This is a genomic window from Streptomyces rapamycinicus NRRL 5491 (assembly GCF_024298965.1).
Classification (GTDB): Bacteria; Actinomycetota; Actinomycetes; order Streptomycetales; family Streptomycetaceae; genus Streptomyces; species Streptomyces rapamycinicus.
This window is the reverse complement of record NZ_CP085193.1, coordinates 6,300,258-6,326,474: the sequence shown is the minus strand read 5'-3', so window position 1 is coordinate 6,326,474 and position 26,217 is coordinate 6,300,258. Positions and strand designations below refer to the sequence as shown.

Annotated in this window: 26 protein-coding genes and 1 pseudogene; 6 read left to right on the top strand and 21 right to left on the bottom strand. The window is 71.4% G+C overall.

Annotated features, from left to right (window positions below; all coding sequences use genetic code 11):
- Window positions 1-33: 33 nt before the first annotated feature.
- From LIV37_RS26555 to LIV37_RS26495, 13 genes and pseudogenes are all read right to left on the bottom strand, one after another.
- The gene (locus LIV37_RS26555) at window positions 34-657 is read right to left on the bottom strand and encodes a hypothetical protein (RefSeq protein ID WP_251983420.1); all 624 of its coding nucleotides are present in this window, start codon (window positions 655-657) and stop codon (window positions 34-36) included.
- A 132-nt stretch (window positions 658-789) separates the two neighbouring features.
- Window positions 790-1,311 (bottom strand): annotated as a pseudogene (locus LIV37_RS26550) (DNA cytosine methyltransferase); the annotation flags it as partial.
- A gap of 90 nt (window positions 1,312-1,401) precedes the next feature.
- Complete coding sequence (ssb, locus tag LIV37_RS26545; RefSeq protein WP_020870177.1) at window positions 1,402-1,848, bottom strand: single-stranded DNA-binding protein; 447 nt, start codon at window positions 1,846-1,848, stop codon at window positions 1,402-1,404.
- Window positions 1,849-1,871: 23 nt separating this feature from the next.
- On the bottom strand, window positions 1,872-2,666 hold the full coding sequence (locus tag LIV37_RS26540) for a deazapurine DNA modification protein DpdA family protein (protein ID WP_020870176.1): 795 nt from the start codon (window positions 2,664-2,666) through the stop codon (window positions 1,872-1,874).
- Window positions 2,667-2,680: 14 nt separating this feature from the next.
- On the bottom strand, window positions 2,681-2,995 hold the full coding sequence (locus LIV37_RS26535) for a hypothetical protein (protein WP_020870175.1): 315 nt from the start codon (window positions 2,993-2,995) through the stop codon (window positions 2,681-2,683).
- A gap of 222 nt (window positions 2,996-3,217) precedes the next feature.
- Window positions 3,218-5,335, bottom strand: coding sequence for a hypothetical protein (locus LIV37_RS26530; RefSeq protein WP_020870174.1), 2,118 nt, complete (start codon window positions 5,333-5,335; stop codon window positions 3,218-3,220).
- 1 nt (window position 5,336) lies between these two features.
- Complete coding sequence (locus LIV37_RS26525) at window positions 5,337-6,926, bottom strand: hypothetical protein (RefSeq protein ID WP_254807117.1); 1,590 nt, start codon at window positions 6,924-6,926, stop codon at window positions 5,337-5,339.
- 87 nt (window positions 6,927-7,013) lie between these two features.
- On the bottom strand, window positions 7,014-7,265 hold the full coding sequence (locus LIV37_RS26520) for a hypothetical protein (protein ID WP_020870173.1): 252 nt from the start codon (window positions 7,263-7,265) through the stop codon (window positions 7,014-7,016).
- A gap of 230 nt (window positions 7,266-7,495) precedes the next feature.
- Window positions 7,496-8,572, bottom strand: coding sequence for a hypothetical protein (locus tag LIV37_RS26515; protein ID WP_121824482.1), 1,077 nt, complete (start codon window positions 8,570-8,572; stop codon window positions 7,496-7,498).
- Window positions 8,573-8,597: 25 nt separating this feature from the next.
- Entirely contained in the window at window positions 8,598-8,981 is a 384-nt protein-coding gene (locus LIV37_RS26510; RefSeq protein ID WP_121825257.1) for an RRQRL motif-containing zinc-binding protein, read from the bottom strand.
- The gene (locus LIV37_RS26505) at window positions 8,981-9,928 is read right to left on the bottom strand and encodes a hypothetical protein (protein WP_243146162.1); all 948 of its coding nucleotides are present in this window, start codon (window positions 9,926-9,928) and stop codon (window positions 8,981-8,983) included. The genes LIV37_RS26510 and LIV37_RS26505 overlap by 1 nt, the downstream gene beginning before the upstream one ends.
- Window positions 9,925-10,254, bottom strand: a complete 330-nt coding sequence (locus tag LIV37_RS26500; RefSeq protein ID WP_020870169.1) for a hypothetical protein — start codon at window positions 10,252-10,254, stop codon at window positions 9,925-9,927. The genes LIV37_RS26505 and LIV37_RS26500 overlap by 4 nt, the downstream gene beginning before the upstream one ends.
- Window positions 10,251-10,550 (bottom strand): hypothetical protein, encoded by a 300-nt coding sequence (locus LIV37_RS26495; RefSeq protein ID WP_121824483.1) that lies wholly within the window; start codon window positions 10,548-10,550, stop codon window positions 10,251-10,253. Before LIV37_RS26495 ends, LIV37_RS26500 begins: the two co-directional genes overlap by 4 nt.
- A 737-nt stretch (window positions 10,551-11,287) precedes the next feature.
- On the opposite strand from LIV37_RS26495, the gene LIV37_RS26490 reads away from it, so the two are divergent.
- Window positions 11,288-12,661, top strand: a complete 1,374-nt coding sequence (locus LIV37_RS26490; RefSeq protein WP_020870167.1) for an NsdA family TPR-like regulatory protein — start codon at window positions 11,288-11,290, stop codon at window positions 12,659-12,661.
- Window positions 12,662-12,666: 5 nt separating this feature from the next.
- On the opposite strand, the gene LIV37_RS26485 is transcribed toward LIV37_RS26490, so the two are convergent.
- From LIV37_RS26485 to LIV37_RS26470, 4 genes are all read right to left on the bottom strand, one after another.
- Window positions 12,667-13,569 carry a phosphotransferase enzyme family protein gene (locus LIV37_RS26485; RefSeq protein WP_121824484.1) on the bottom strand — a complete coding sequence of 301 codons (903 nt, stop codon included), beginning with the start codon at window positions 13,567-13,569 and terminating at the stop codon, window positions 12,667-12,669.
- A complete protein-coding gene (locus LIV37_RS26480) occupies window positions 13,566-14,018 on the bottom strand; it encodes a GntR family transcriptional regulator (protein ID WP_020870165.1) in 453 nt (150 codons plus the stop codon). Before LIV37_RS26480 ends, LIV37_RS26485 begins: the two co-directional genes overlap by 4 nt.
- Window positions 14,019-14,387: 369 nt before the next feature.
- Window positions 14,388-15,188, bottom strand: coding sequence for a CPBP family intramembrane glutamic endopeptidase (locus LIV37_RS26475; RefSeq protein WP_020870164.1), 801 nt, complete (start codon window positions 15,186-15,188; stop codon window positions 14,388-14,390).
- A gap of 175 nt (window positions 15,189-15,363) precedes the next feature.
- Window positions 15,364-16,311, bottom strand: a complete 948-nt coding sequence (locus tag LIV37_RS26470) for an alpha/beta hydrolase (protein ID WP_020870163.1) — start codon at window positions 16,309-16,311, stop codon at window positions 15,364-15,366.
- Between the two features lie 61 nt (window positions 16,312-16,372).
- Here LIV37_RS26470 and LIV37_RS26465 point away from each other — a divergent pair, with 61 nt between their 5' ends.
- Together LIV37_RS26465 and LIV37_RS26460 are read left to right on the top strand one after the other, a co-directional pair.
- Complete coding sequence (locus tag LIV37_RS26465) at window positions 16,373-16,936, top strand: helix-turn-helix domain-containing protein (RefSeq protein ID WP_020870162.1); 564 nt, start codon at window positions 16,373-16,375, stop codon at window positions 16,934-16,936.
- 291 nt (window positions 16,937-17,227) lie between these two features.
- Entirely contained in the window at window positions 17,228-17,458 is a 231-nt protein-coding gene (locus LIV37_RS26460; protein WP_148717796.1) for a hypothetical protein, read from the top strand.
- A gap of 17 nt (window positions 17,459-17,475) precedes the next feature.
- Here the strand turns inward: LIV37_RS26460 and LIV37_RS26455 are convergent, their stop codons facing one another.
- Window positions 17,476-17,643: a hypothetical protein gene (locus LIV37_RS26455; RefSeq protein WP_020870160.1), complete on the bottom strand. Its 168-nt coding sequence runs from the start codon at window positions 17,641-17,643 to the stop codon at window positions 17,476-17,478.
- Window positions 17,644-17,874: 231 nt separating this feature from the next.
- Between LIV37_RS26455 and LIV37_RS26450 the strand changes: the two genes are divergently transcribed.
- Both LIV37_RS26450 and LIV37_RS26445 read left to right on the top strand, forming a co-directional pair.
- Window positions 17,875-19,041, top strand: a complete 1,167-nt coding sequence (locus tag LIV37_RS26450; protein WP_020870159.1) for a sensor histidine kinase — start codon at window positions 17,875-17,877, stop codon at window positions 19,039-19,041.
- Complete coding sequence (locus tag LIV37_RS26445) at window positions 19,029-19,706, top strand: response regulator transcription factor (RefSeq protein WP_020870158.1); 678 nt, start codon at window positions 19,029-19,031, stop codon at window positions 19,704-19,706. Before LIV37_RS26450 ends, LIV37_RS26445 begins: the two co-directional genes overlap by 13 nt.
- Before the next feature lie 171 nt (window positions 19,707-19,877).
- Here the strand turns inward: LIV37_RS26445 and LIV37_RS26440 are convergent, their stop codons facing one another.
- Together LIV37_RS26440 and LIV37_RS26435 are read right to left on the bottom strand one after the other, a co-directional pair.
- On the bottom strand, window positions 19,878-22,415 hold the full coding sequence (locus tag LIV37_RS26440; RefSeq protein ID WP_121824485.1) for an FtsX-like permease family protein: 2,538 nt from the start codon (window positions 22,413-22,415) through the stop codon (window positions 19,878-19,880).
- Complete coding sequence (locus LIV37_RS26435; RefSeq protein ID WP_020870155.1) at window positions 22,412-23,188, bottom strand: ABC transporter ATP-binding protein; 777 nt, start codon at window positions 23,186-23,188, stop codon at window positions 22,412-22,414. The genes LIV37_RS26440 and LIV37_RS26435 overlap by 4 nt, the downstream gene beginning before the upstream one ends.
- A 368-nt stretch (window positions 23,189-23,556) precedes the next feature.
- On the opposite strand from LIV37_RS26435, the gene gdhA reads away from it, so the two are divergent.
- Window positions 23,557-24,903: an NADP-specific glutamate dehydrogenase gene (gene gdhA / locus LIV37_RS26430; protein WP_020870154.1), complete on the top strand. Its 1,347-nt coding sequence runs from the start codon at window positions 23,557-23,559 to the stop codon at window positions 24,901-24,903.
- A 64-nt stretch (window positions 24,904-24,967) separates the two neighbouring features.
- Here the strand turns inward: gdhA and LIV37_RS26425 are convergent, their stop codons facing one another.
- The gene (locus tag LIV37_RS26425) at window positions 24,968-26,026 is read right to left on the bottom strand and encodes a PP2C family protein-serine/threonine phosphatase (RefSeq protein ID WP_167525795.1); all 1,059 of its coding nucleotides are present in this window, start codon (window positions 26,024-26,026) and stop codon (window positions 24,968-24,970) included.
- Between the last annotated feature and the right edge of the window lie 191 nt (window positions 26,027-26,217).

Below are 26,217 nucleotides of genomic sequence, written 5' to 3'. Positions count from 1 at the left end.
TTTGGCGAGATCGGGCGGTCGCCCCGGGTGTCTCTAGGCGATGTCCAGGGCGAGCTGGGACGTGGCGGGGGCAGCGGCTTCGGGGACGAGGGCGCCGAGCAGTGCCCGGTAGGCGTGGGCGGCCTGATGGATGACGACGCCGTTGCCGAGGATCTTGAGCTGATCGGAGCGGGACAGCCCCAGATCCGGGCTGGTCACCCAGCCGGGATCGGCGCCCATCATCCATTCGACGAACGCCGGGGACAGGCGGCGGTTGCCCTTGGTGCCCGGTTCGGTCGGCTCGGGGGCAGAGCGCCCCAGGACTGTTTCCCAGCGGCGGATGGCGGGCCCGTAGTCGGTGCCGTTGGTGGCCATCCACCGCCTGTCCAGACGGACGGCTTGGCCGGGGAGGTAGTAGTTTCCGGCCCTGTCGCGCTGGTTCGGCCCGCCGTGCGGCCCGTCCGACGCCTTGGGGGTGGGCAGCAGATTGACCACCACTTCGTTCAGCGGGCGGGAGTTGGCCTCCATCAGGTTGGAGGCGCCGGACTTCCAGTCGCGTGCGGCGGGGGTGGGCAGGAGGGTGACGGCGGTGCGCAGGTTCATGCCGCCCTGCCGTTTGGGGGAGGTTCCGGGGCCGCCGGTTCCGTCGGCGGCGGCGGGGGTGGGCAGCAGGCTCATGCGTCCGTCGGGGGCAGCAAGAAGACCACTTCGTCCTCCAGCGTGGGCCCGTGTCCGCCCGCTTTGCGTTTGTCCGGGTGCTGGGGTCCGCCGTTGCGTCCCAGCTGGGATGTGGGGGTCTTCAGCAGCGGGATAGGCGATGGCGAACCAGCGGTCTCGGCGGTGGCAGGCTCCGATTTCGGGATCTCCAGCGCGTAGGCACATCCACCGTGCGTCGTACCCGCACGCGGCCAGGTCGGCTGCGACGACGTCGAGTCCGCGGCTTCGGAGGGCTGCGACGTTTTCCAGGAAGACGATTCGGGGTCGAAGATGGCGAATGGCGTGGGCGATGGTTTTCCACAGTCCTGAGCGGTCACCGGCGATCCCTCCCCGAGGTCCGGCGTTGGAGATGTCCTGGCAGGGAAAGCCGGCGGTCAGTGCCGCCGGGCGCGGCAGCGCCGCGGAAAGCGTCGGCCAGTCGACGGCCGTGATGTCACCCAGGTTCCGGGCGTGGGGCAGGCGGGTGGCCAGCAGCCGGGAGGCGGCCGGGTCCTTTTCGCCGACGATGACCGTGGGCAGGCCGGTGACGGCTTCCACGGCCAGGTCCAGCGCACCGGATCCGGTGCACAGGCTGATGTTGCCGCCCTCCGGCGGCTCGGTGGGGTGGCGGGTCATGCTGGGGTGCCTCCAACAGGTTGGTTGTGGACTGGTTGGCCGGGGCGACCGCGTGTCTTTGGCGAGATCGGGCGGTCGCCCCGGGCGCAGTTAGAACGGCGGCTCGTTGCCCGGCTCCGCGGGGTTGCCCGAGGTGTTCCACGGGGAGTCGGAGCGGGCGGGGCCGTTGGTGCGCTTGCCGTTGATGTCGACGGTGGTGAAGCGGAGGGAGGCGCCGATGTCGTCCACCTCGACGGCGAGCATGGACCGGTTCTCACCCTCCGGGGTCTGCCAGTTGTGCTGACGGATCCGGCCGGAGAGCACCACGCGGGAACCCTTGGTCAGGCTCTCGGCGACGTGCTCGGCCAGGGAGCGCCAGGCGGCGCAGCGGAAGAAGGTGGAGGTGCCGTCGCGCCACTGACCGGAGTCCTTGTCGAAGGTGCGCGGGGTGGAGGCGACGGTGAACTTCGCCAGCGCCGATCCGTTGTCGGTGAACTTCAGCTCGGGGTCGGCGGTCAGGTTGCCGATGATGGTGATCGTGGTCTCTCCGAACGACATGCTGATCTCTCCTTGGATGTGGGTTAGGCCGCGTTGAGCAGGGGCTGTTGCCAGCCGGGAAGCGCGGCGAGCACGCGCAGGCGCCAGGCCAGCGCGTAGGGCAGGCAGTTGGCGCAGTTCTTGTGGGTGTGGCCGGGCATGGGCGGGCGCTTGCGGGCGTGGTAGCTCCATGCGGCGGAGTCGGCGGAGGCCATCAGGTGGCCGACTCGCTGTAGGCCGATGGTCTTGAAGCCGAAGCCATGCAGCTTCAGCCCGTGTCCGGCGAGGGTGGTGACGATGGCGACGGCTTCGCGGGTGGCTTGCCGTCGGCAGACGGAGCCAAGTCCGACGGTGGGTTCCCGGGTCAGGTCGACCCCGGCCCGCTCATACAGGGCCACGCACCGTTCGTAGTCTGGGAGATCCCAGCCCTGGAGCACGGGCACGATCGGCAGGTCCGGCGCCAGTTCCCGGAGCTCCAGGTAGTTGGCCACGGTGCGGCGCTGATGCTCCGCGATGCTCAGGTGGGTGCCGACGAAGCGCTGTCCGCCGACCGTGCCGCCCTGGACCATGATCGGCTCGCACATCCAGTCCTGCGGAGCGGCCCAGTCGAACGGGCCCACGCACTCCCGGATGCGGCGCAGATCATCGACGTACTGACGCGGGCCACGGGTCCAGCGGCCATGACGCTGGAGCTCCGAGAAGCCACCGGAGTCCACCGCGTACGGGCCGTGAGCGGGGTCGAGCTTGACCGCCTTCACGAAGTGCTCCGACTTCAGGAACAGCGGCACCTCGGTTAAGCGCACCCAGTGTCGCTTGTGGGTGGTCAGGTAGAACCGCATCGATCAACGCCCGTCTACTTGTTCTTGGGCTGGAAGAGCTTGAGGGTGATGCCGCCGACGCCGAGGGGTCCGGCGGTGGCTCCGGCGATGGCGGTCGCGGTGTGGGTGGCGACGTCGAGCAGCCAGCACAGGGCGGCGGCCAGTCCCCAGCCGCCGGCGACGACCGCTCCGGCGATGGCGAACGGGATCAGGACGCGCTGCCACGGGAAGCCGGGCGGGGTGGTGTCGTTGACGACGATGACGACCGGCTGTCCGGTGGCCTGCGCGCGCTGGAAGACGTCGGCGGGGATGTGCGGGGCCATCTGGCCGGGCGGGGTGTGCTGGCTCATTTCTGGCTCCCTCAGGGTGTGCCGCGGGCCCGCGCCGATAGGTGGCGCGGGCCCGTGCGGTGGGTGGTGTGCTTGTCGTCTTTCTTGTCGTGTGGCTTGTCGTCTTGCTTGTCGCTTGTCTTGTCTTGTCGCTTGTCGCCTTGCAGGTCACAAGCCGTTTCCGAGCCCCCTGGCCCGTCCCTGGGGCCTGTTGTTCGGTGGGTGCCGACAGGCGACAAGCGATCAGTTCTCGGGGGGCTGTCCGGGGGCGTGTTGGCGGTGGACGTAGCGGGCCTTGGTGCCCTCCCCGACTCGTACGGCAGTGCCGTTCTCCACCCAGGTCTTGAGCCAGCCGACGACCGTCTGACGGGTCGTGCCGTGGGTGTCGGCGAGCGCGCGGGCGATGGCAGATGCTCCGGTGCCCTCGGTGCCAGCGGCGAGCAGCAGCGCGAGCGCTTCCCGCTGCGCCGGGCTGTCCTGCTCACCCCGCAGCGCGGACAGCCTCAGCCCACCCGCCTCGGCCGGGGGAGCGTCCGAGTCGGGGGCGTTTGGGTCGGGGGCGGTGGCGAACTGGGCATCGATCTCGGCCCGGAAACGGCGCAGCATCTCGTTCTCCGACGAGTCCTGCCCACTGTCCTGCTCGCCTTGCAGCGCGGACAGATTCAGCCCCGCCCCGGCAGGAGCGTTGTCGGTGCCCTCATCGGTGCCGGGGGTGTGGTCGCGCATCCATCCGATGCGGTCGGCGTCCCAGCGGCGGGCGTAGGCGGGCCCGGCTGCCTTGGCCGACAGGTCGTCCAGGACGGGGTGCCGGTCGGATGTGGCGGCGATGATCTCCCTGATCTGGTTCGGCAGGACGCGCCAGGTTTTGAACAGCGCGGCCGGGGACTCCGGGGTGCCCATGAACCCTGAGCCCTTGTAGGGGGCTTGGTCCACGCGCAGGCCGCGGGTGCCGGGGAACATCTTGCTCAGGTCCATGCCCTCGGTCTCGCCGCCGGTGAGGGCGACGCGGACCTTGGCTTCCCGGCGGATCATCAGGTTGCCCAGGACGCTGCCGGTGGCTCCGAGCGCGGTCAGCACGGTGCGCAGGCCCATGGCGCGGGCGATCCGGATGACTTCCAGGATCTTCTCGCCGAGCTTGCGCATCCGCCGGTCGGCGCTGGCCAGGATCTCAGCGCCCTCATCGATCACCAGCATGATCTGAGGGATGGCCGGGCTGATCGGCAGCAGGTCCGTGTTCGCCTTGGCGAGCAGGTCCTGGTAGCCCATCTTGCGCTGCTTGGCGACCCGTACCGCCGCGTCCAGCATGGTCACGGCTTCCTCGTAGGTACCGGCGAGCCAGTCCACCCCCGGCCGGACCGTCCTGCCCTCGGGGTGGCTGATCTCGCCGTTGAGGGCGGGCAGGACCCAGGGCAGGCCCGCCGACCCGGCGTTGAGGTCGATCACCCAGGTCAGCATGTCTTCGGCGCGGGCGAATCCGGCGAGGATCGCGTGGACCATGTTGGTCTTGCCCGATCCGGTCGGGCCGACGACCAGCGCGCACTGTTCCCGCAGGTACGCGCGGATCTGCTCGGCGTTCGTGCGGTAGCCCCACGGGATGCCCGTCATCACCGACAGCGGCCCGTAGTCGGCCGGGTAGGTGCGCTCCTCTTCCAGGACGTTGACGGTGGTCACGTCCATGATGGTCCGGCCCTGGTGGATGCCGGGGGCGGCGGTGGCGGTGCAGCCATGCGGCAGCCGGGCATCTGCGGAGAGCTGCACGGAGTACTGGGCGATGCGGTCGTAGGTGATGCCGCCCTGCGGTTCCAGGTCCAGGGAGTAGCCGGCGCCGGTCTCCCACTTCTCCACGCCGAGCACGCGCACGGTGATGTTGCAGATCCGCCGGATCCGCTCCACCCATTCCGCGGCGATCTCCCGGCGCTCCGCGGAGAGTTCTTGGGCGATCTGGCGCTGCTCGGCCGCGATGGCTTCCTCCTCGCGGGCCTCCTCGAACAGGGCGGTGGACCGTGCGGCGGCCCCGATCCCGACCCCGATCGTGGCCAGGGACCCGAGTGCGGTCCAGGTGAGGGGGCCGTGGGTCATGGCCCATGTGGTCCAGCCGGCGCCGACGAGCCAGGAGGCGGCGCGGGTGGCCAGGGTGCGGCCGGCGTTGCGTACCCGCAAGCCCACGACGGTGTGCCCGAGGGCGCCGGCGGCGCCGACTGCGAGTGCCCAGGTGGGGGGCATGGAGGTGGCGGCGCCGGTGGTGGCGACGGCGAAGGCTCCGGTGGTCGCGGACAGGGCGCCGGTCACGGGTCCGTGACCGGCAGCCCAGTCCAGCACCGGGCCACTGCTGTGCTGTTTGGCGGTGGCGGTGGCGCTCATGTCAGACGTTCCAGCCCTTCTCGGCCTGGTGGCCGTTGCGGGGGTCCTCGTGGCGGGCGATGTCCTGGGCGTGGACCTGCCGGAACAGCGGGCCCATGTCCTCGGCGACGGCGACGGTGCTCATCAGGGCGCCGAAGATGTCGTTGAAGCCGGACGCGACTTCCTTCTCCAGCGGGAACTCGCTGTCGGAGCGCTCGGCGAGGATCTTCATCACGTTGGCCACGCTGGTCAGCGCGGCCGGGAGCCCCTCGACCATGGCCAGGATCTCCATGGCGTTGTCGGGGTCGTAGGAGTTGGCGGCCTGTTCCATCTCGGCCGCGGTCTCTTCGAACTGGAAACCGGACACGTGCTCTCCTTCACTCACCTGGGTCTGGGGTGTGGTGCCGGTGGGGACCTTGGCCGCGGGCCGCTCCACGCTGTCCGCGACGTCTTCCGTGCCGTCCTCGGCGGCCTCCGCGTCGGCGGCCTCCTCCTGCTCACGCAGGTTCTGGCGGGTGGTCTCGTCCCGTGCCGCGCGCTGCTCGGCGGCCGTGCGGACCATCCGCCAGTACAGGCGGCGCCCGGGGTACATCAGCCACGGGATATCGAACTTGCGCCCGATCGGAGTGGTCAGGCAGCCCAGCAGACCTGTGGGCAGGGCGAGCAGGGCCGCCATCAGGCGGCGCCCGTGGAAGCGGGCCGCGGATCGCCGAAGCGCCCTCCGGGCCGCCTTCCGGGCCGGGGCCTTGCGGACCGCCGCCCGCTGCGCCGCCACATCGGCGCCGGTCTTGGCATCGCGCCGGGCCCGGTTCTTGTCGATGGCCGCATCCCGTCCGGCACGGGCCTTGCGGACGGCGCCGCCCAGCAGGCCACCGCCGGAACTCCCGCGCTTGCTCAGCCGGTTGTTGCCGGCGGCGGCTTTGGCGTTGCGGCGGGCGTCGGCGACCGCGCGGCGGGCCGCGGTGGTCTGCGCCCGCTGGTCCGCGCGGGATCCGGCCGCGGCCTGCTGCGAGGCCCGCAGACCCCGTATCTGCCCGACCCTGCCAGCGCTCTTCCTCGTGCCGCCGGGCGAGTGCTTGGACGCGCCGTGTCCGGCCTTGCCGAGTGTCCTGCCGCTGGTGGACGCACCATCGTGGCGAGCAGCGGGACGGTTGCCGGATCGGTTCCGGCCCGGCATACCGCCCGCGCGGCCCGCACGAGAGCCACCCGAACGGCTTCCCGTCCGGCCACCACCGAACGCGCCGCTACGGTGCAGGCCCGCGCTGCGGGCAGCGCTACGGCCGGCGGCGCGGGCGGCGGTCCGCCGGGCGTTCCGGCGGGGGTTGGGTTTGCGGGAGCGGGCGGCGGCCACCGTGGCCAGGACCACGGCGCCGGTGGCGGCGACCATGGCGCCGACCGGTCCGCCGACCAGGCCGGCGGACGCGACCGCGCCGATCGTGGTGTTCGCGCCGGTCGTAGCCAGCGGCACCACCGGCCACCCGCCCGGGGTGTGCTCCACCTCGGACGCGGCCGGAGTGGGGGCCGGGGCGGATGCCGGCTCGGGCGGTTTCTCGACCGGCGGCGCGGGAGCGGCCTGGGGGGCCGCTACCGCTTCGGTGCTGGTGTCGGTCATGCTGACAGCACTCCTTGTCTGAAGGGAGAGCAGCGCCCGGACGCACGCTTTGGCCGGCCGCGTCCGGGCACTGCTGAAACTTGCTGCTCAGAGCCCGTTGGGCTCCAGCGAGAAGAACATGACGTTGGCGTTCGCCAGCTCCGGGTTCGCGCGGGTGACCTGCTCGCGCAGTGCCTCGTAGATGTCAGCCCGGGTGGTGCCGGGGCGAGGCGTGATGGTGTTGGTGAACGTCGCGCTGATGAAGCCCCCACCGTGCGGCTCCTGGAGGGTCAGGACGAAGTGGTGCGAGCCCTGCTGCTGAGCGGCCGGGCCGGTGGTCTGCTGAGCCTGGGTGGTCACGGGCGACTCTCCTGGTCGAATCGAGTTTGATCGGGCGGCGCGCGGCCTCTTGGTGGGCCGCGTCCGTGTGGAGGTCAGCGCGCCGGGTCTGCTCTCCGGGTCTGCGACGGTGCCGCTCGCCGGGGCTCACCGGGTCTGCTTCACTGGTGCGGTCGACTGCTTCCGGCAGTCGCAACGAGGGCCAGCCCAATTCCCGTGGGCTGGCCCTCATTGGTGGTGCCGGACACTGGTCAGGCGCCGGATTCCTCATGGGACATCAGCGAGCCCCACGCCAGGCGCACCCGCTGCTCCCCGCCGACGAAACCGGCCTCGCGGAAGGCGGCCACGGCCTGGCGGTAGGACAGCGGCGGGTCGTCGGTGTAGCGCAGGTGCCGCAGGACGACCACGAGCTGCGCATCACTCAGCGGCTCCCCCACCACCGGCGTGGGCACGCCCGCCACGGCCGCGATCTCCTCCAGCGTCACGGGCGTCTCCGGCGGGGGCGTCACGGGCGTGACGGGCTGCGACGGCACGGGCTCTTTTTCGGGTGTGACCTGCGTGCCTTCATCCGTCACGGGGGGTGTGACGCCCGTGACGGGGGGCGTGACGCCCGCCTCGTCCGCGCCCTCGACCGCGTGCGGGGCCGGAGCGTCCGTGACGCCGTGGGCAGAGGGTGTGACGGGCAGGGCGAACATGCCTGCAAGAGCGGCGTCCGCGCCGGTCGTCATCCGCCCGCGCTGGACATCGACCAGGTTCGCCCCGAGCAGGGCATCCCCCGCACCGACCTTCTTCGCCAGCTTCCACGACTCCAGCTCCGAGCCGTTACGCGCTTTCTCGTCGGGGTGGTTGGCGGCACGGGCGCGGTGGTAGGCCAGCCGCTGCATCACGGCCGCGTTCCGGCGCTGCGCTTCGGCATCCACGCCCGTGCGGTAGACCACGATCCGGCGGGCCAGCAGACCCATGCCTTCCGCGGAGACGCACATGGCCATAGGGGTGACGGCGAACACCACCGCCTCCGTCACGGTCTTCGCGACCGCGGCGCCGGTCACCGAGGCCACCGCCGGCAGCGTCCACAGCCCGATCCGCACGGCCGCCGGAGCGGACTGCCCCAGCATGGTCAAACCGACCAGGACCAGCGCCAGGACCAGCGTCGCGCCCTCGCCGGCCGCGACCACGCCCAGCGCGGTGGCCGACCGGTGGAACACGGATGTGATGTTGCTGTAGGTGCCGACCGCGCCCAGACCGCCGAAGGCGACCATGGGCACCGCAGCGGCGCACAAAACGATCGTCTGTCCCCTGGACAGGGACCTTTCCGGGGTGTCGCTCATGGGGAGCTCCTGGTTCTCGAAGGGGTTAGGTGGTGGCCTGTTCCTCGGTGGCGATGCACACCCCGCAGATGCCGCGCGAGCGCGGTATGCAGTAGCCGACGTCCAGCCGGCAGCGGGGGCAGGTGCGGCGGGCGAGCATCGCCAGCGCGAGCGCGCCCCACTTGCGGGAGGTCATCGGACGGACCGGCTTGGCCCGGTCGACGCGGTAGAGGTAGGCCACCCGCACCTCCCCCGTGCGGCGGTTGACCCGCATCACCTGCGCCGCGATCGGCTGACCGCCAGGCCGTGAGCCCCGGGCACGGAGCTGTCGGCGGGTGGCCAACCCGTCGGGAGCCAGGCGCCACGGGTAAGTAGGCACGCCGTGCAAGGCGCCGGTCGGGTCGTAGCACCGGCCGAACACGGCGGACATCACGCGGCCTCCGGGCCGCTGCCGCGGCAGGACCACGGCGAACAGCCCAGCGCGGCACCATCCTCGGCTTCCTGGTCGGCGACGGCGTCGAACAGGTCACCCTGCCGGTCGGCCCACTCATTACGGGTCACACGGTCGATCGGAGCCTGATCGAGCGGCAGCAGGCTGCGGTGCAGGTACGGCGCCGCCTTGATGCCCCGAAGCTGTGTCCGGCGAAGCTGCCGGTCGAAGTCGACCGCGTCCGCCCACTCCTCGGGATGGTGATCCCGCAGCTCACGCCACTGCCGGTTGCCGTGGAACGGGCAGCCGATACACGCCGACTTCGGCGTCTCGCCCCACCCGTGCGAACGCAGGTAGCGCAGGCAGTCGTTCCGAGTCCACCCCGCCCGGCCGTCGGCGGCGTCGTCCAAGTCGAGCAGAGGGAAGACGTTGCGCAGATAGCGCACAGACGCGTCCTTGGCCCGCTCGAACTCATCGCGGCTGATGCCGATGGCCTGCTCAACGAACACCCCGCGCGGCACAGGCTTGGGGTGCGGGTAGCCAAGCATGGCCCGCACCTTGGCCTTGATGGGCTTGACCTTGTATTCCTCGGTGCACTGGCGCCGCACCATCGCGGCCCGCTCCCCAGCACGGTCGATGACGAAGACCGGGATGCGGACGAACGAGCCAGGGTTGAGGGAGTCAGCGCGCAGATTGCCGCTCACCCGCTGGGCATTGCCGCCCTCCACACGAACGCGGTGAACGGGGATCCCAGCAGGCTGGGCCACCTCACGCTCCAGCCGGTCCAAGTGCTCGTAGACGCGGGCCGGTTCCCATCCGGTGTCCGAGAAGATCGCGGCATCCCACTTCGGCAACCGGCCTTCCGCGGCCAGCAACAACAGCGTGGTGGACTGCACCCCAGCGCCCAGCGAGAGCACCCGCAGTCGGGGAGTCGGCGACCCGCTCATGCCGCACTCCCCACCGGCGCCGGGGCGGGAACGTCGCCGTAGCCGACCAGCTCCAGCTCAGCGCCCGCGTAGGCGGTGGCGGTGCGCAGGACCTGGGTACGTCCGTCACGCTGTACCCGGTGGCTCACGTCCTCCGGCGCGATGCCCAGTGCCTCGCGCCACGCCTCGAAACCGGGAAGATCGGAGTGGAGCGACAGCTCCAACCGCTTCGGGTAGATGGGCGAGACGCTCACGGTCGGCGCCGGAAGGTGCCCGAAGTCCGCAGCCAGCAGACGCAGCGTGCGCAGCGGCACGACCAGGTCGTCAAACACCAGACCCTCGCTCATGCCGCCACCGCCGTCCGCACCGCGGGGCGCCGCACCGGCGTCCGGCGCGGGTGCCGACCGGCCGGCCGCCTGCCCTTCATCGGACCGGTGCGCAGCAGCGCCGCCGCGTACGCCGCTGCCACCGGGTCCGACTCACGCAGCTCCGCGAGCACCGCACGGGCCACGTCCAGACGCGCCCTACGGTCCTCGTCGGTCTCCGCGGCCGGACCGGTGAACAGCTCCAAGTCGATACCGAACGCCAACTCCGCGAAATCCTTCGCGGTAACGGCCTCATGACCAGCAACGATGCACTTCATGGGACGTGCTCCTCTCAGATGGAAACGGACCCAAAACAGCGGCGCCGGTGCTGCAACACCGGCGCCGCCCGCCGCCCGGAGTCCGGCATGCCCGGCTCCCCGCACCCCCGCCCGTACGACGACCGCATGTGCACGGGGCCGGACGGGCGGAAGAGGCAGCCGGCCGCAGCGCAAACCGCTGCGGTACCAGGAAGAAGCGGACCGGGATCACGTACAGGCGCCGCCGTGCCGGTCCGTCACGGCGGCGCCCCGATATGGCGTTGATTCACCAGGCACTCCTATCTGGCGAGGGGACGAAGTCCCCGTGGACATGGGTGTTTGCACTGCAAGGGGGACCGCGTCCCCACTCTCCGGCCGTTGCTCGCGGTCGCCGGGCCACCTCCCCAGTACGGGCCGAAACCCTGTTTCACCTGGGCCTTAGCGGGCGGTCTTGCAGCGTCCTCCGCCCTGTGTGCCTGCACGGCATACACATCCACCGGCTTGCGTGGTGTGTATTACCTACCACTTACGGTGGCAGAAGGATTCCGCGCCGTCAACCCATGGCTTTCGACTCGGAACCGCCGGCCTGCTTCCCGTGCGGTGGTGATTCAACTGTCGCCAAGCGGAAGCAACTTCGGGAGCGTGCACTTGGGGGTGCAGTCGTGCACTCCTACGTGCAAAGTCGCTGCACCCCCGCCCTGACCTGCGTAGAGTGACGATGAGTCAAGCTGGCACGACGGTCACTCTCTGGGGGTCCAATGGCAGACCAGAACGCCAGACTGGCCGCGCTCATGCAGGAAGGCGACTTCTCGCACAAGTCCCTTGCCCGCGCGGTGGTCGCTGCTGCTGCCCGGTCAGGCGAGGTCATCACCTGTGACCACACGTACGTCACCAGATGGCTCAAGGGCTCCATACCGCGCGGCAACTTGCCCCAGTTCATCGCCGACGCCGTGGGGCGCAAGGTGGGCCGCCAACTCACGATCGATGACATCGGGATGGGCAACGCGGCGGTCTCCGCCGTACAGCCGGAGCTTGGTCTTAACTTCGCGGACAAGCCGGAGAGCACGGTCAAGACCGTGACTGACCTCTGGCGGGCCGACCTCGCCGACGCCCAGGCGCTGGTACGAGCACAGCCGGACTCCGCAGCCTGGAACACCGCTTCCCTGCGTTGGATCGTCGCCCCTCCGGACGGTGAACTCACGCGTTTGGGAAACCGCGCGGTCGGCGTCGTGGACGTGGACATGGTGCGCTCGACAGCCGACGCGTTCAGCATGCTTGACGGAAAGTTCGGTGGCGGTCACGCGCGACGGGCCCTGATCCAGTACCTGCATACGGATGTCCGTCCGATGCTTGATGGGAAGTACTCCGACGCCATAGGCAAAGAACTGCATTCGGCTGTCGCCGAAGCTCTCCTACTCGCCGGTTGGATGTCGTACGACAGCGGCCTACACGGGATTGCTCAGCGCTACCTCATCCAGGCTCTACGCATGACGCAAGCGGCCGGTGACAGACTTCTCGGCGGGAGTGTCCTGTCCGCAATGAGCCATCAGGCCACGTTCCTGGGGAGATACCAGGACGCGGCCACCCTCGCCCGTGCTGCGTACACGGGCCCCGCCGGCGTCCTTGGGCCCACGATGGACGCCCAGTTCCATGCGATGGAGGCACGGGCCCTCGCCCGTCTCGGGGACGAGCGAGGCTGTGACCTCGCCCTTGCGGAGGCGGAACGCAGGCTGGGCCAACGGACAGCAGACAGCGACCCGCCGTACATCGCGTATTTCGACGAAGTAGAGCTTGCAGCCGAGATAGGTCACTGCTTCCGCGACCTGGGCCGCTCCGCCGAAGCCGCGGAACGGGGCACGGGCTCCATCTTCGGCGATGGCCTGAACAATCGCAGCGACTTCTTTGCGACGATGGTTCAGGCTGAGTCGTACATCAACCAAGGGGAGATCGGCCAGGGTTTCAGCATTGCGCTGAACGCGCTACAACTTGGTGAGGGCTTGAAGTCTGCGCGCTGCATTGAGTACGTACGGGAGTTCCAGGGGCGAGTCACGGATGGAATGAGGCGGGCCACAGACTTTCGCGAATTCGAGGAAAAGGCCCGTGGCTTCCGCCTCTGGCAGCAGGCCGGTTGACGCGCCTAGAAAGGCGCCCAATTTCGGCGAGAGCCACCCGACCGGAGGGTTTCCACCCGCTTCTCGACTTCATCCGCTGCACGCGAATCAGTACCAGCATTCTGCGAGAGCCATGTAACCATCAGCAATTCGCGGATGCTGCGTAGGACGGCGTACCCGGACCATTCCCGTACGTCGAACCCGTATCCGGCGACAAAATCGGCGTACTCGGCTTCTGTATGCCAACCGAAGCTGTCGTAGTACATGGCTGTCTGCATAAGGTCCCACTCTCGCGGGCCTGTGACGAACCCGTCCAAGTCGATGACCTTGGGGTGGCTGGTCTCGTCACGCAAGACGTTGCCGACATTGAAGTCACCGTGCAGATGCCCCACCGGAAGCGCGAACCGGAGACGACTGTACTCCGCTTCCAAATCGTCCGCCATGGACCGGAGGAAAGTGCGGGTTGCATCCGGGATAGCGGCACGACTCAGACGCTGCGCAACCTTGTCGAAAGGCTGAAGAGGCGGGAGAGAAAAATGCGGCGGTTCCAATTCGTGAAGCTGCCTCAGTAGTACACCCATCTCGCCCGTACTCGCGTACTTTTCTCCGTCGGCGAGACCTTCCCAGAACGTAACCGGATGGCCCTGAACGACGACCGGCTGTGTTGCTGCTGTGACAAGTCGTGCCGCCGGATATCCCTCAGCGGCGAGCCATCCCGCCACCGCTACTTCCCTTTGCACAGAGGGAAGTCGGTCGGAACTTCGCCCCACCCGCGAGACGATCCGACCGCCGTCAATTCGAAATACCGCGTGGTCCCCGAATCGCAGCATCTCAATTCCGTCCGGGTCCACGTCGGCAACCTCGCACGCCTTACGCAGAATGGCCCCTGCCGCGTCCGCGTCGAACTCGGTGAGCTCGGTCGTCGTCATGCCGTCTGGGTCCCCTGTCCAACTGGCAACGCTCGGACTTCCCGCCCTCGCGCCGCACCCTTGCCGATGAGCCCTTGCCCTTCCATCTGCGCGATGGCGGAACGGACGGCAGTCCGCGACGCCCCGAACCGGTCGCACAGCTCCTTCTCGGTGGGGAAGCGGTCGCCGACCTTGACCCCATCGGCCCGCAACAGGTCGGTCACCTTCTCGACCAACGGCCGGCGGTCGCCGCTCCCCGCGACGTACCACCCGGCGCCCTGTACGGACTCGATTACGCCGTCAGCCTTGAGGGCAGCAAGAGCCCGTTCGATGGTGCTGCGGCTCAAGCTGTACTCACTCATGAGCGCTGCCTGAGACGGCAACGCTTCTGTGATCTCGCCCTTCCTGATCCTCTCGCGGAGAGCTTCCGAGACCTCCAGGTACGTACCTCGCGGACTGCGCTGCGGCACGTGGCTTCCCCTTTCCTTGACCTCACCGGCGTCCCGGTGGCGCCTCACATCCTCCAGCTTCCCACGCCCCGTGCGACCGGCCGATGGCTTGCCTCCCCCGTTCCGCTCAGGCACCGCCCGTTGTCCTGGTCTTTGTCCAGTGCGCTGACGTACACCACCGTTCGCCGACGTACGCGCGCCCCCTCTGAGCTGCTGCGTGAACGCCCACGGACGCCCCCGTACAGTCATGCGGACAGTTGGAAAGCGTGTTGGGGGCAACCCCTCACGAGTTCGAATCTCGTATCCTCCGCCTCCGCCCGCGAGGGCAATCGAAGGGCCCGGACCGGGTATCGGTCCGGGCCCTTCGTGGTCTTTCGTCTCGGGCCGGGGTCAGTGAGCCCCGTGATCGGTGAGGGTGGGGATCAACGTGGCGGGCTTGTTGGTGGGGCGGTTGGTGGTCAGGAGGAGGGTTGCCAGGATGGCCTGGACTCCGATGATCATGGCCTGGGTGACGGGGGCCTTGACGTCCAGTAGGACCATCGTCGTGTTGACCGCGAAATGCACCGCGATCGACGCGACGACGCCGGCGCGTTCGTAGGCGCAGGCGGTGAGCATGGCCATTGGGATGGCGCTGACGGCGAAGAGCACGCCGCTGGGGGACTTCAGGCCCAGTTCGTTCTGGACGGTTCCGTCGATGAAGAACAGCGGCAGGTGCCATACGGCCCAGATGACGCCCAGCACCAGGCCGACCCGGAAGCGCCCCATCGACGCGCGCATCCTCGGGTAGGCGGTGCCGCGCCAGCCCGGCTCCTCGGACAGCGGGCCGGAGATCACCATGCTGACGAGGAACGCCGCGGGCCCGCCGGCGTCCTGCATCACTTCCTTCGCGTCGTCCCAGCTCAGTGCGGGGCCGCTCGCCGCGTGCGCCAGCAGTGCGGCCGACAGCACGGTCGCCGAGGCCAGCGCCAGGAGCAGTGGCGCCCAGAACAGGGTGGTCCGCCGGAACCGGACCACATGCTCGGGGGCGGGCTCGCCGCGGCGGCCACGGCGGACCCGGATCACCAGGGCGCCTATCAACGGGCCGAACGCGCCGAAGAGGTAGGGCAGGACCGTGGGGGCCTGCGTCGCCGATCCGCCGAGCCCGACCGCCGTGAACCAGGACGCCCAGCTCACGCCGAAGGCGATGACCATGAAAAGGGTCAGGTCGCTTCGGTGGCGATTGGGGGCGGAGAGGGCTGTGGAGGGTGCGGAGGGTGTGGAGGGTGTCGAGAAAATTGATGTAGGCATGCCAAAGCTTCCGGTGTCGGGTGTCCGTTGGTTGTCTTGCGTACGCGCGGGTGGGCGCTCGCGCGGGCGGGCGCCGGGGTCAGGAGGGGAGCGTTCGCCCTTCGGCGCGCATCTGCCCGGAGGCCGCGCCCAGTTGGCGGGCGAGCCACGCGGTGATGAGGTTCAGGAGGCCGGGGTCGACCGGGTCGCGCAGGAGTCGGCGGTAGGCGCGGAGGGTGTGGCGGCCGGGGTCGCGGCGCAGGATGTGCGTGAGGTCGGGGATGCGGTGGATCTCGGCCCCGCCCGGCACCAGGCGGTGCATCTCGTCCAGGTCGGCGGGGTCCACTTGGAGGTCCTTGGCGCCGGTGACGGCCAGGACGGGCGCGTGGACGGCGGTCAGGTCGTCACGGGTGTCGTGGGCGAGGTTCTCGCGCATCCAGCGGGCGTTGACCGGGAATCCGGCGACGCGTGCCACGTCCGTGCGGGTCCTCTTGATCCGGGCGAGGGCCCGGTTTCCCAAGGCCCCCAGGGGGCGGCGCAGGAGGCGGACGGGGGCGGGCATGCCCTGGATGATCGAGCGGGCCTGCCAGCGCAGGGCCTCCTCGCCCGGGCGGGCATAACCGGCCAGCAGCACAACCGCCCCCACGTCTTGGCGCGCGGCGAGGCTCATGGCATGCAGGGCGCCTTCGCTGTGGCCGATGACGCCGACGGTGTCGGGGCGTACGGCGGGGTGCTCGGCCAGGGCGCGCAGGGCGGCGGCCGCGTCCTTGTAGTTGTCGGTGAAGCCGGTCGCCCGCCAGGCGCCGGGGGTGGCACCGGCGCCGCGCCGGTCGTAGCGCAGCACGGCGAGACCCTCCGCCGCGAGGGCGGCGGCCAGTGGTCGGCCGAGGTTCATCTGGACCTTACGGGTGTTGCCTTCGCGGTCCAGGGGGCCGGAGCCGTGCAGGAGCAGGACGGCGGGGTGCGGGCCGGGGCCGGCGGGCAGGGTCAGGGTGCCGGCCAAGGGGGTCCCGTCCTCCGCGGTGACCGTCATGTCGATCTCGGGCAAGGCTCCGCCTCTCATTGTTCTCAACTACGAGAACGTTATCAGATGTGAGAGCATTGAAGTCATGCCAACCGCGAACCTTCTCCTCCACCCCGTCCGGATGCGCATCCTGCAAGCCCTGGTCGGGGCCGACGAGCTGACCACCGCACAGCTGCGCGACCGGCTGCCCGACGTTCCGCCGGCCACGATGTACCGGCACATCGCGACTCTCACCCAGGCGGGCATCCTGGAAGTGGTCCACGAAAGGCAGGTTCGCGGCACCGTCGAACGCAGCTACCGGGTACGCCAGGACAAGGCCGTCGTGGACGCCGACGCCCGTACCGCCATGACCAAGGACGATCACCGGCAGGCGTTCACCGTGTTCACCGGAGCCCTGATGGCCGACTTCGACCGCTATCTCTCCCGCGACGACGCCGATCCGGCCCGCGAAGGTGTCGTCTACCGGCAGGGCGCGGTATGGCTGACCGACGAGGAATTCGCCGAACTCGTCGAAGAAATCGAAGCCGCCGTGGCCCGCCGCGCCCAGACCACTCCGGGTGACGGCCGCACCCGCCACATCATCAGCTTCGTGCTCGTACCCGACGATCCCGCCGGGACCGACGCCGACGCGGGGGCGGCCGGGGCCTGAGCCGCCCGGGCGCGTACCCCCGAAAAACGCTTGGTCGGCCGCCCTTCGGGGACGGTACGTTGATCCGCATGACCAACTGTCGAAAGGGCCATGCCGCGTAGGCGCCCATCAGCCCTGCGGGGCGACATTCCGGTCCGTCTCCTGAGGCGTCGGCGGTATCCGCCGATCGACCGGCTCTCGGGGGCCTGCGCCGCCGATCTGCGTCGGCTCGAGCGCACCCGCTTCTGGCCCGAGGCGATCGAGGAAGCCTTCTGGCACTGGAGGGCCCTGGCCCACGGTCCCCTCAGAGGTGTGACCGACGCTTCCTGGGGGCCTCGGTGCGAGCTGTACGAGTGTGGCTGCGATCCCGGATCTTTTCGCGACTTCCTCGAGACCGCGCTCCACGCCCTGCCCAAGAAGAGCGCGCGCGAGCTGCGGGTGCTCGTCTGGGCCCTCGACGCCAGGATCACGGCGAGGGCCAGGACCGTTCGCGTGGACGCTCCGGACAGTCGGTGGTGGCGGGGGATGTCCGAGGTGAGATAGGTGCCGGGTGCACCCGTTCAGGCGGTGCGGCGGTCGCGGGTCAGGTAGAGGGCCGTGGCGGTGGTGATCGCGGCGAGGCCCGTGACGCTGCTGACCAGGATCTGCTCGACGCCGTCGAAGGCGAAGCTGGAGGCGACGTTGACGATGGCGGCGATGGCCAGGACCAGCCAGAGCAGGGACTTCATGAGGGGTTCCTTTCGGAGGGGCCCTTGGCGGGCCGGTGGGTGGTCTGGGGTTCGCGGGTTCGGGGGGTTCGGGGGTTCGTTTGCTGAGGTCTACGATTCCGGGTTCGCGCCGCCGCCTCGATGGGCCGCGCCCCCGGATCCGGGGTGTAGCGGACTACACCCCTACCGATTCACCTACCGGACGGCGCACTCCGCTCCCGTGGGCCCAGCCCGTCGCTTAGCCTGACGGCCATGCGGGAGACGGTGCGGCGGGCGGGGTGGGCCTCGGTCGAGTTGCTGCGAGCGGCCGGGCTGGCCCTGGCCTCGTACTTGTCCATCGGGGTGGTGATCTTCGCCGCCGTGGCGATGGCCACCGTCGTGGGGGCGGGGGTGCTGCCCGAGTCGGTGCTGCTGCTGCGCAGGACGGCCGGGTACAAGCGTCGGCTGGTGGGTGCCTGGACCGGGGAGCCGGTGCCCGAGGCGTACCGGCCGCTGAACGGGGAGGCGTTCACGCGGGCGCGGGCGGCGGTCGGGGATCCGGCCACGTACCGCGATCTGCGCTGGCTGGTGGCCCACGCGGGTTACGGCTGGCTGCTGGCCTGCGGTGCGATGCCGGTCTGGGTGATCGGGCTGCTCTTCGACGGGGTGTGGTGCGGGCTGCTGAAGCAACGGGCCGTGGTGCTGCCGTTGGTCGAGCGGCTCGTAGACCTCGACGCGGCGTGGTCGCGGGCGCTGCTGCTGCCGTCGCCGGAGGCGCTGCGCAGTGCCCGGCTCGCCGAGCGGGTGGAGGAGCTGTCCGAGACCCGGGCGGGCGCCGTCGCCGCGCACGGGGCGGAACTGCGGCGCATCGAGCGGGACCTGCACGACGGTGCGCAGGCGCGCCTGGTGGCGCTCTCGATGCGGGTGGGGCTGGCCCGGCGCGCGTACGAGAAGGACCCCGACGCGGCGCACAAGCTGCTGGCGGACGCGCAGGACCAGGCGGAGGAGGCCCTCACCGAGCTGCGCCATGTCGTGCGCGGCATCCATCCGCCGATCCTCACCGACCGCGGACTCGTGGGCGCCGTACGGGCGCTCGCGGCGGGCAGCGGGCTCGAGGTGTCCGTACGGGACGACGGGGTGGAGGACGGGCCCCGCGCCCCGGCGGCGGTCGAGGCGGCCGCGTACTTCGTGATCGCGGAGGCGCTGACCAACGCGGCCAAGCACAGCGGGGCGCGGCAGGCGTCGGTCGGCCTCGTCCGGATGCCCGATAGGTTGAGGGTCTCGGTACGGGACGAGGGGCGGGGCGGGGCCGATCCCTCGGGCGGCAGCGGGCTGCTCGGCATGCGGCGCCGGGTCGCGGCGCTCGACGGGACCGTGGAGATGACCAGCCCCGTCGGGGGGCCGACGCTGATCGAAGTGGAGCTGCCGTGCGTGTGGTGATCGCCGAGGACAACGCTCTGCTGAGGGAGGGCATGGTCCTGCTGCTGAACTCCGCCGGTCACGAGGTGGTGGCCGTCGCCTCCAGCGGCCCCGAGGTGCTGCCCGCCCTCCTCGAACACCGCCCGGACGCGGCCGTGCTCGACGTCCGCATGCCGCCGGGCTTCCGCGACGAGGGGCTGCGCGCGGCGCTCGCGGCACGGCGGGAGATGCCCGGCCTGCCGGTACTTGTGCTCTCGCAGTACGTCGAGGAGACCTACGCGGCCGAGTTGCTGGCCGACGGCGCGAGCGGGCTCGGCTATCTGCTGAAGGACCGGGTGGGGCGGGTCGAGGAGTTCCTGGACGCGCTGGAACGGGTGGTCGCGGGCGGTACGGCGCTGGACCCGGAGGTGGTCAAGGAGCTGATGACCCGGCGCCGGGACGATCCGGTGGACTCCTTGACGCCGCGCGAACGCGAAGTGCTGCACCTGATGGCGGAGGGCCGGGACAACGCCACCATCGCCCGGACGCTGGTGGTCTCGGATCGCGCGGTCAGCAAGCACATCGGCAATGTCTTCGCCAAGCTGGGCCTGCCGCCGAGCGACAGCGGGCACCGGCGGGTGCTGGCGGTCCTCGCGTATCTCAACAAGGGCGCGGCGGGCACGGGGGAGTCGGCGGACAGGCGGTAGGGCCGAGCCCGGTGCGGGGCCTCGGCCCCGGCGGCGTTCGCGGCCGCGTGAGCCGTGGCTTTCCCCGCCCCGCCCCTTCCCGAAAGAGGGGGCTCCGCCCCCTCACCCCGCCGGGGCTCCGCTCCTCAATCGCCGGAGGGGCTGAAGGTTAACTGCCGGAGGGGCTGAAAATCAGTCGCCGGAGGGGCTGGGAACGTACCGTCCCCGCAGCGTTGGCCATACCGGTGGCAGTGAGCCCGCCGCCGCCGTGGTCACGACCACCGAGACGATCGCCACCGCCTGCACCGGCGGCAGGTACGGCAGCGTGCCCGCCGTGGCCGCGCTGAAGGCCAGGAGCGGTACGGATGCCACGGCCGCACCCACCACCAGGCCGGTCACCACCGTGGCCGCCGCCTCCAGGCGCAGCATCCGGCGCAGTTGGCGGCGGCCCGCGCCCGCGAGCCGCAGCAGGCGCAGTTCGGGGCGGCGTCCGGTGGCGATGAGGGCGAGGGTGCTGAGGACGGCGATCACCGTGAAGGCGCCGATGGCCGCGACCACCGCCACCGACACCACCTCGGCCAGCGCCTGGCCCGCCGCCTCGCCCCTTACCGGCGCCGGGTCCCGCTCCACCCGGGCCCCGGGAACCGCCCGCGCCAGCGCCTTGGTGAGCACCTTACGGTCGGCATCGGGCGCGGTCGCGACGAGGATCCGCCCCGCGTCGGGCATCGATGTGTGGCGCAGGAGCTCATCGCGGGAGAGGAGGAAGTCCCCGAGCGCGATGGCGCGTTCGTACGTCGCCACGACCCGCAGCCGCGCTTCCTGGCCGTCCCCGAACCGCAGGGTCACCGTGGAGCCGGGCCGGGCGCCGAGGGCGTCGGCCCGGTCGGCGCCGACGGCGATCGTGCCGGGCCGCAGCCGGGCGAGGTCCCCGTTCCGCACGCCCGGGTCGAGGGTGCGCGTCAGCCGCTCCGGGGTGACGCCGAAGACGGGCAGCCGTTCGAGTTCGGGCGAGCCGAGTTGGCTCCGCGCCAGCAGCACCGTGCCGGGGACGGCCTCCGTCGCCGCCCGCACCCCGGGGAGCTCGCGGATCCGCTCCACCGCACCGGCCGTAAGGCCGCCGTCCGCGCGCACCGCCAAGTCGGCGCGCAGCACCTGGCGGGCCTGGGCGTCCCCCGCGTGGGTCATCGTTGCGCCCCCGGAGAGCTGGACCGCGGCGAAGGCGGTGACCAGCACGATCGGGGTGATCGCCGCGCCCAGCCGGTGGGCGGACGCGGCGCAGTTGGCGGCCGCGAGGCGGCCGCCGGGGCCGAACAGCCGCAGTGGGGCGCCGAGCAGCCGCATCGCCCCCTCGGCGATCCACGGCCCCAGCACCGCACAGGCGATCACCATCGTCACCGCCGCCGCACCGGCCGCGGCCGCCGCGGTCGCGCCCTGCTGAAGGGCGGCCGTTCCGGCCGAACTCGCGCCCACGCCCAGCAGCACCAGCCCGGTGATGCCCCGCGCCCTGCCGGGCGCCCGTTCGCGCAGCACCTCCGCCGGGCGCGCCGCGGCGGTCCTGGAGCAGCCGACGAGCGCCGCGGTCCCGGCCACCAGGACGGTGACGGCTGCGGTGACCAGGGGCGCGGGCCACAGCAGCGGGGGCAGCGTCAGCTCGAGCCCGGTGGGCAGCGCGCCCCGCGCGGCCAGCAGCGCGCGCAGCCCCAGGTACGCGGGGACCGCCCCGGCCGCGCCCACCAGCGCCGCCCAGGCCGCGACCCGCCCCACCTCCCGGCCCACCGCACCGCGCAACTGCCAGGGTGTGGCGCCGACCGCCCGCAACAGGCCCAGTTCGTGGGAGCGCTGCCGCAGCGCCTGGACGATGGTCGAGGACACGACGAGCAGCGCCACGAGGACGACGGCTCCGGCCACGGAGCCGAGCGCCGCCAGCAGTTCGCCACGGGCGGGCGCGGCGGCCAGGAACTCGGCCTCGCCGCGCTCGCTTCCGGTCAGGACGCGCACGGCGGCCGGGTCGCCGTCCGCGCGGTGCCCGACGTCGGTGACACCGGCCGTGTCCAGGGCCTTCCGCACTCGCCCGGCCAGCTCCGCCCGGTCCGTGCCGGGTCGGGCGACGACCCCGATGGCGTCCAGGGCTTCCGGGTTTCCGGACAGGCGCCGAGCCTCGGCGCCGGTGAACCACACGGCCGTACGGGGGCCGTCGGCGACGCCCACGACGGTGTACGCCGCGTCCCGGCCGCCCACACGCAGCGTCAGCCGCCCGCCGGGGCGACCCGCCCCGGCGCCCACCACCACCTCGTCCGCCCGCTCCGGGGCGCGTCCCGTCCGCAGCGCGTACGGCGCCAGGCGGGCGGTCTCCCAGGGGTGGCCGGTGGCGGACCGGTCCGCGAGGCCCACCGGGAATTCCACGTCGGGGACGGCCGTCCGCACCCCGGGCACCCCTCGCACCGCGCTCAGCGCCGTCCGGGGGATCCGGACCCGCTCGGTGAGCCCGGCGCTCGCGGTCTCGCGCTCGCCCAGGGACGTCGCGCTGAAGCGGGTGGTCTGGTCGCCGGCCACGACGAGATCGGCAGCGGCGTACCGCTCCACCCGTGGATGCGCGCTCCAGGCCGAGACGAGGGTCAGCCCGAAGGCGCCGAGCAGCAGGGAGGTGAGGGCGAGCGCGGCGAAGACCGCGATCCACGCCTTACGGTGGGCACGAGTGGCGCGCGCGGCCAACAGGGCGGCCACCTTCATACCGTCCGCCCTCCCAGGTCCTTGAGGACGCGGCGGATGTCGGCCGCCTCCGGCCGCTCCTGCCGCCAGGCCAGCTTTCCCCGCATCAGGAACAGCGCCTCGTCGGCCCAGGCGGCGGCGAACGGGTCGTGGGTGACCATGACGACCGTATGGCCGTCACGGTCGACGGCCTGCCGCAGCAGTGTCAGCACCTCCTCGGCGGCGGCGGGGTCGAGCGCCCCGGTCGGCTCGTCGGCGAAGACGATGTCGGGCGAGGTGACCAGCGCGCGGGCGATCGCCACCCGCTGGCTCTGCCCACCGGACAGTTCGTACGGCATGGCGCCGCCCCGGTCCGCCAGCCCGACCGCGGCGAGGGCCCGCAGGTCCCGGCCGTCGACGCTGTGGCCGCCGAGCATCAGCGGCAGGGAGACGTTCTCCGCCACGCTCAGCGACGGCACCAGGTGGTGCGCCTGGAAGACGAAGCCGATCCGCTCCCGCCGCAGCCGGGTCAGGGCCGCCTCGGTCAGCGAGGACAGTTCCGTGCCGCCGATGCGCACCGTGCCCGCCGTCGGCCGGTCCAGCCCGGCGGCGCACTGCAGCAGGGTCGACTTCCCGCATCCCGAGGGGCCCATCACCGCGAGGAACCGTCCGCGCGGCACCGTCAGATGGATGGGGTGCAGCGCCACGGGCCCCGGCTGGTACTCCCGGGTGACCCCGTCCAGGGTCAGCGCGTGGTGCCAGGTCCCCGTCCGCTCCGCGATGGCCGCCGTACGGCCGCGCCAGTGCCGGTTCATCTCTCCGCCCCTCCGTCACGCCGGGCGGATCAAACGGGTCCGCCGGTCACGAAGAACGCTAGAAACGGGCGCGGTCGGGCGGGAGAGAGCGCGGTCCCGTACCGGGAGGGGTACGGGACTCCGGCCCGGGGGTGGAGCTGGCTCCACCACCTCTCGATCTCCGCAGGTCTTCCCCGGTTCTCCCCCGGCCCTTCCCCGGCCCTGCCCCGGTCTGTCCCCCGGTCTCCGCCACCCCGCTCCCCGGTCTTCCCGGTTCGCGGACGACTCCCCGGGCGCGCCGCCATGGTGAACCCCGCCGGGGACAAGATCCTGGACCCCCGCAGGACCGGCATATGAGACAGAAGCCCACAGAGAGGCATCACGCACCTATGAACGTCACCGCCCGTATCGAGGCCGTCTACGCGCAGATCGTGCACCGCAACCCCGGGGAGTCCGAGTTCCACCAGGCGGCGCGCGAGGTGCTGCCGGCCCTCGCCCCCGTGCTCGGCGCGCATCCGGAGTATCTGGAGGCCCGGATCCTGGAGCGGCTGTGCGAGCCGGAGCGGCAGCTCGTCTTCCGGGTGCCATGGGTGGACGACGACGGCGAGGTCCAGGTCAACCGCGGCTTCCGGGTGGAGTTCAACAGCGCGCTCGGCCCCTACAAGGGCGGCCTGCGCTTCCACCCCAGCGTCGATCTGGGCATCGTGAAGTTCCTCGGCTTCGAGCAGATCTTCAAGAACGCGCTGACGGGCCTCGCCATCGGCGGCGGCAAGGGCGGTGCGGACTTCGACCCCAAGGGGCGCTCGGACGGCGAGGTCATGCGGTTCTGCCAGTCCTTCATGACCGAACTCCACCGCCATCTGGGCGAGCACACCGACGTACCGGCCGGGGACATCGGGGTGGGTGCCCGCGAAATCGGCTACCTCTTCGGCCAGTACAAGCGGCTGACCAATCGCTTCGAGGCCGGTGTGCTGACCGGTAAGCCGGTCGCCTGGGGCGGTTCACCCGCGCGTACCGAGGCCACGGGGTACGGCACCGTCCACTTCGTCCAGGAGATGCTGCGCACCCGTAAGAAGGATTTCGACGGCCTTACGGTCGTCGTCTCCGGCTCCGGCAATGTGGCCCGCTACGCCGTCGAGAAGGTCCACGCCCTCGGCGGCCGGGTGGTGGCCTGCTCCGACTCCTCCGGCCATGTGGTCGACCCGGACGGTATCGACCTCGCGCTGCTCAAGGAGATCAAGGAGGTCCGGCGGCAGCGGATCTCCGCCTATGCCGACGCCAAGCCGGGCGCCGTCTTCTCCGGCCGCGGCTCGGTCTTCGAGCTGCCCTGCGAGGTCGCCCTGCCCTGCGCGACCCAGAACGAGCTGACCGAGCAGAGCGCGATCGCCCTGGTCAAGAACGGTGTGATGGCCGTGGCCGAGGGCGCCAACATGCCCTGCACCCCGGCGGCGATCGAGATCTTCCGGGAGGCCGATGTGCTCTTCGGCCCCGGTAAGGCCGCCAACGCGGGCGGTGTGGCCACCTCCGCGCTGGAGATGCAGCAGAACGCCTCCCGCGAGCGCTGGACCTTCGCCCAGACCGAGGCCCGCCTCGCCGCCGTCATGACCGAGGTGCACACCCTGTGCCGGGCCACCGCCGACCGCTACGGCTGCTCCCCCGACGACTACGCCCTGGGCGCGAACGCCGCCGGATTCGTGCGGGTGGCGGAGGCGATGGCCGCCCAGGGCGTCGTCTGAGCCGATCCGCCGGAGGCGCTGAGCGGGTCATACGGACCAGGGGTCACGCCGACGGCACATCCGCTCACGCCGACGGCAGGTCCACCGCCCTGCGCACCGCGCCCAGCACCGGCTTGCGGAGCAGCAGCAGCGCCGCGTCGTCGTGGAGCCGGCCGCCCACATGGGACAGCAGTTCGTCGTGGAGCGAGGCGAGGGTGCGGGACGGCTCGTCGCAGATGTGCCGCGGCACCCGTTCCAGCAGCGGGAAGTACTCCCGGCCGCGGTCCCGCGCCTCGATGACCCCGTCGGTGTAGAGCAGCAGTTGGTCGCCCTCGGCGAACGGCACCACCTGGAGGCTCGGCAGTTCGCCGCCCAGGGAGGCCAGGCCGAGCGGCGGGGCCGGGCGGGTGGGCTCGACGGCGATGATCCCGGTCTCGCCGACCAGCAGCGGCGGGGCGTGTCCGCAGTTGACGAGTTCCATACGGCCCTCACTGGGGTATCCGGCGACCACGGCGGTGACGAAGTCGTCGGGCGCCAGGTTGCGGGACAGGCTGCGCTCGATCCTGGCGACGACGTCGAGCAGGTTCGGCTCGTCGTAGGCGGCCTCGCGGAAGACGCCGAGCACCAGGGCGGCGGTGCTCACCGCGGGCAGCCCCTTGCCGCGTACGTCGCCGACGATCAGCCGCACTCCGTGCGGGGTGGGCAGCAGGGCATAGAGGTCGCCCCCCACCCGTGCCTCCGCGGCGGCGGCGCTGTAGCGGACCGCCACCTGGAACTGGCCGACCCGGGCGGGCACCGGTGTGAGCAGGGCGTTCTGGGCGGCCTCGGCGACCGAGCGGACGGCGGCGAGGACCTGCTCACGGCGTCTGCGCAGGGCGCTGGCCCCACAGCTCGCCAGGGCCACGGCGGCGGGCGTGGCCAGCATGATCGCCTGGGTGCGCACCGATTCGTCGCCCTGGGTGCCCAGCAGCGCGCCCACCGCCACGGCGAGCACCCCGATCCGGATCACTCCATGCGGTCCGCAATGGGCGGCGGCGAGCGCCGGCCCGACGGCGAGCAGTGGCAGCCAGGCCAGCCCCTCCGAGGTCACGAGGGCGAGCAGGGCCACACCACAGATGATGATGACGGGGACCGCGGGGGCCATGAGCCCAGTGCTGTCCGGTTGGTCCGGGTCGTACGGGCGGAGTCGGGCCGGGAACATGACCTGCTTCGCTGCTCTCTCTCCACGGGGGCAAGTGATACCGGGGGTGCCGGGGTGGTGCCGGGGGGTGATGACGGGCGACGCCAGGGATGGCGCCGGGGATGTCCGCTTCATCCAGAGAAACAGCGATTCGA

What these genes read in the sequence shown, in the direction of transcription:
- LIV37_RS26555 (WP_251983420.1), bottom strand. Translation starts at nt 657, where the DNA reads ATGAGCCTGCTGCCCACCCCCGCCGCCGCCGACGGAACCGGCGGCCCC.
- ssb (WP_020870177.1), bottom strand. Translation starts at nt 1,848, where the DNA reads ATGTCGTTCGGAGAGACCACGATCACCATCATCGGCAACCTGACCGCC.
- LIV37_RS26540 (WP_020870176.1), bottom strand. Translation starts at nt 2,666, where the DNA reads ATGCGGTTCTACCTGACCACCCACAAGCGACACTGGGTGCGCTTAACC.
- LIV37_RS26535 (WP_020870175.1), bottom strand. Translation starts at nt 2,995, where the DNA reads ATGAGCCAGCACACCCCGCCCGGCCAGATGGCCCCGCACATCCCCGCC.
- LIV37_RS26530 (WP_020870174.1), bottom strand. Translation starts at nt 5,335, where the DNA reads ATGAGCGCCACCGCCACCGCCAAACAGCACAGCAGTGGCCCGGTGCTG.
- LIV37_RS26525 (WP_254807117.1), bottom strand. Translation starts at nt 6,926, where the DNA reads ATGACCGACACCAGCACCGAAGCGGTAGCGGCCCCCCAGGCCGCTCCC.
- LIV37_RS26515 (WP_121824482.1), bottom strand. Translation starts at nt 8,572, where the DNA reads ATGAGCGACACCCCGGAAAGGTCCCTGTCCAGGGGACAGACGATCGTT.
- LIV37_RS26510 (WP_121825257.1), bottom strand. Translation starts at nt 8,981, where the DNA reads ATGTCCGCCGTGTTCGGCCGGTGCTACGACCCGACCGGCGCCTTGCAC.
- LIV37_RS26505 (WP_243146162.1), bottom strand. Translation starts at nt 9,928, where the DNA reads ATGAGCGGGTCGCCGACTCCCCGACTGCGGGTGCTCTCGCTGGGCGCT.
- LIV37_RS26500 (WP_020870169.1), bottom strand. Translation starts at nt 10,254, where the DNA reads ATGAGCGAGGGTCTGGTGTTTGACGACCTGGTCGTGCCGCTGCGCACG.
- LIV37_RS26495 (WP_121824483.1), bottom strand. Translation starts at nt 10,550, where the DNA reads ATGAAGTGCATCGTTGCTGGTCATGAGGCCGTTACCGCGAAGGATTTC.
- LIV37_RS26490 (WP_020870167.1), top strand. Translation starts at nt 11,288, where the DNA reads ATGGCAGACCAGAACGCCAGACTGGCCGCGCTCATGCAGGAAGGCGAC.
- LIV37_RS26485 (WP_121824484.1), bottom strand. Translation starts at nt 13,569, where the DNA reads ATGACGACGACCGAGCTCACCGAGTTCGACGCGGACGCGGCAGGGGCC.
- LIV37_RS26475 (WP_020870164.1), bottom strand. Translation starts at nt 15,188, where the DNA reads ATGGTCATCGCCTTCGGCGTGAGCTGGGCGTCCTGGTTCACGGCGGTC.
- LIV37_RS26465 (WP_020870162.1), top strand. Translation starts at nt 16,373, where the DNA reads ATGCCAACCGCGAACCTTCTCCTCCACCCCGTCCGGATGCGCATCCTG.
- LIV37_RS26455 (WP_020870160.1), bottom strand. Translation starts at nt 17,643, where the DNA reads ATGAAGTCCCTGCTCTGGCTGGTCCTGGCCATCGCCGCCATCGTCAAC.
- LIV37_RS26450 (WP_020870159.1), top strand. Translation starts at nt 17,875, where the DNA reads ATGCGGGAGACGGTGCGGCGGGCGGGGTGGGCCTCGGTCGAGTTGCTG.
- LIV37_RS26440 (WP_121824485.1), bottom strand. Translation starts at nt 22,415, where the DNA reads ATGAAGGTGGCCGCCCTGTTGGCCGCGCGCGCCACTCGTGCCCACCGT.
- LIV37_RS26435 (WP_020870155.1), bottom strand. Translation starts at nt 23,188, where the DNA reads ATGAACCGGCACTGGCGCGGCCGTACGGCGGCCATCGCGGAGCGGACG.
- gdhA (WP_020870154.1), top strand. Translation starts at nt 23,557, where the DNA reads ATGAACGTCACCGCCCGTATCGAGGCCGTCTACGCGCAGATCGTGCAC.
- LIV37_RS26425 (WP_167525795.1), bottom strand. Translation starts at nt 26,026, where the DNA reads ATGGCCCCCGCGGTCCCCGTCATCATCATCTGTGGTGTGGCCCTGCTC.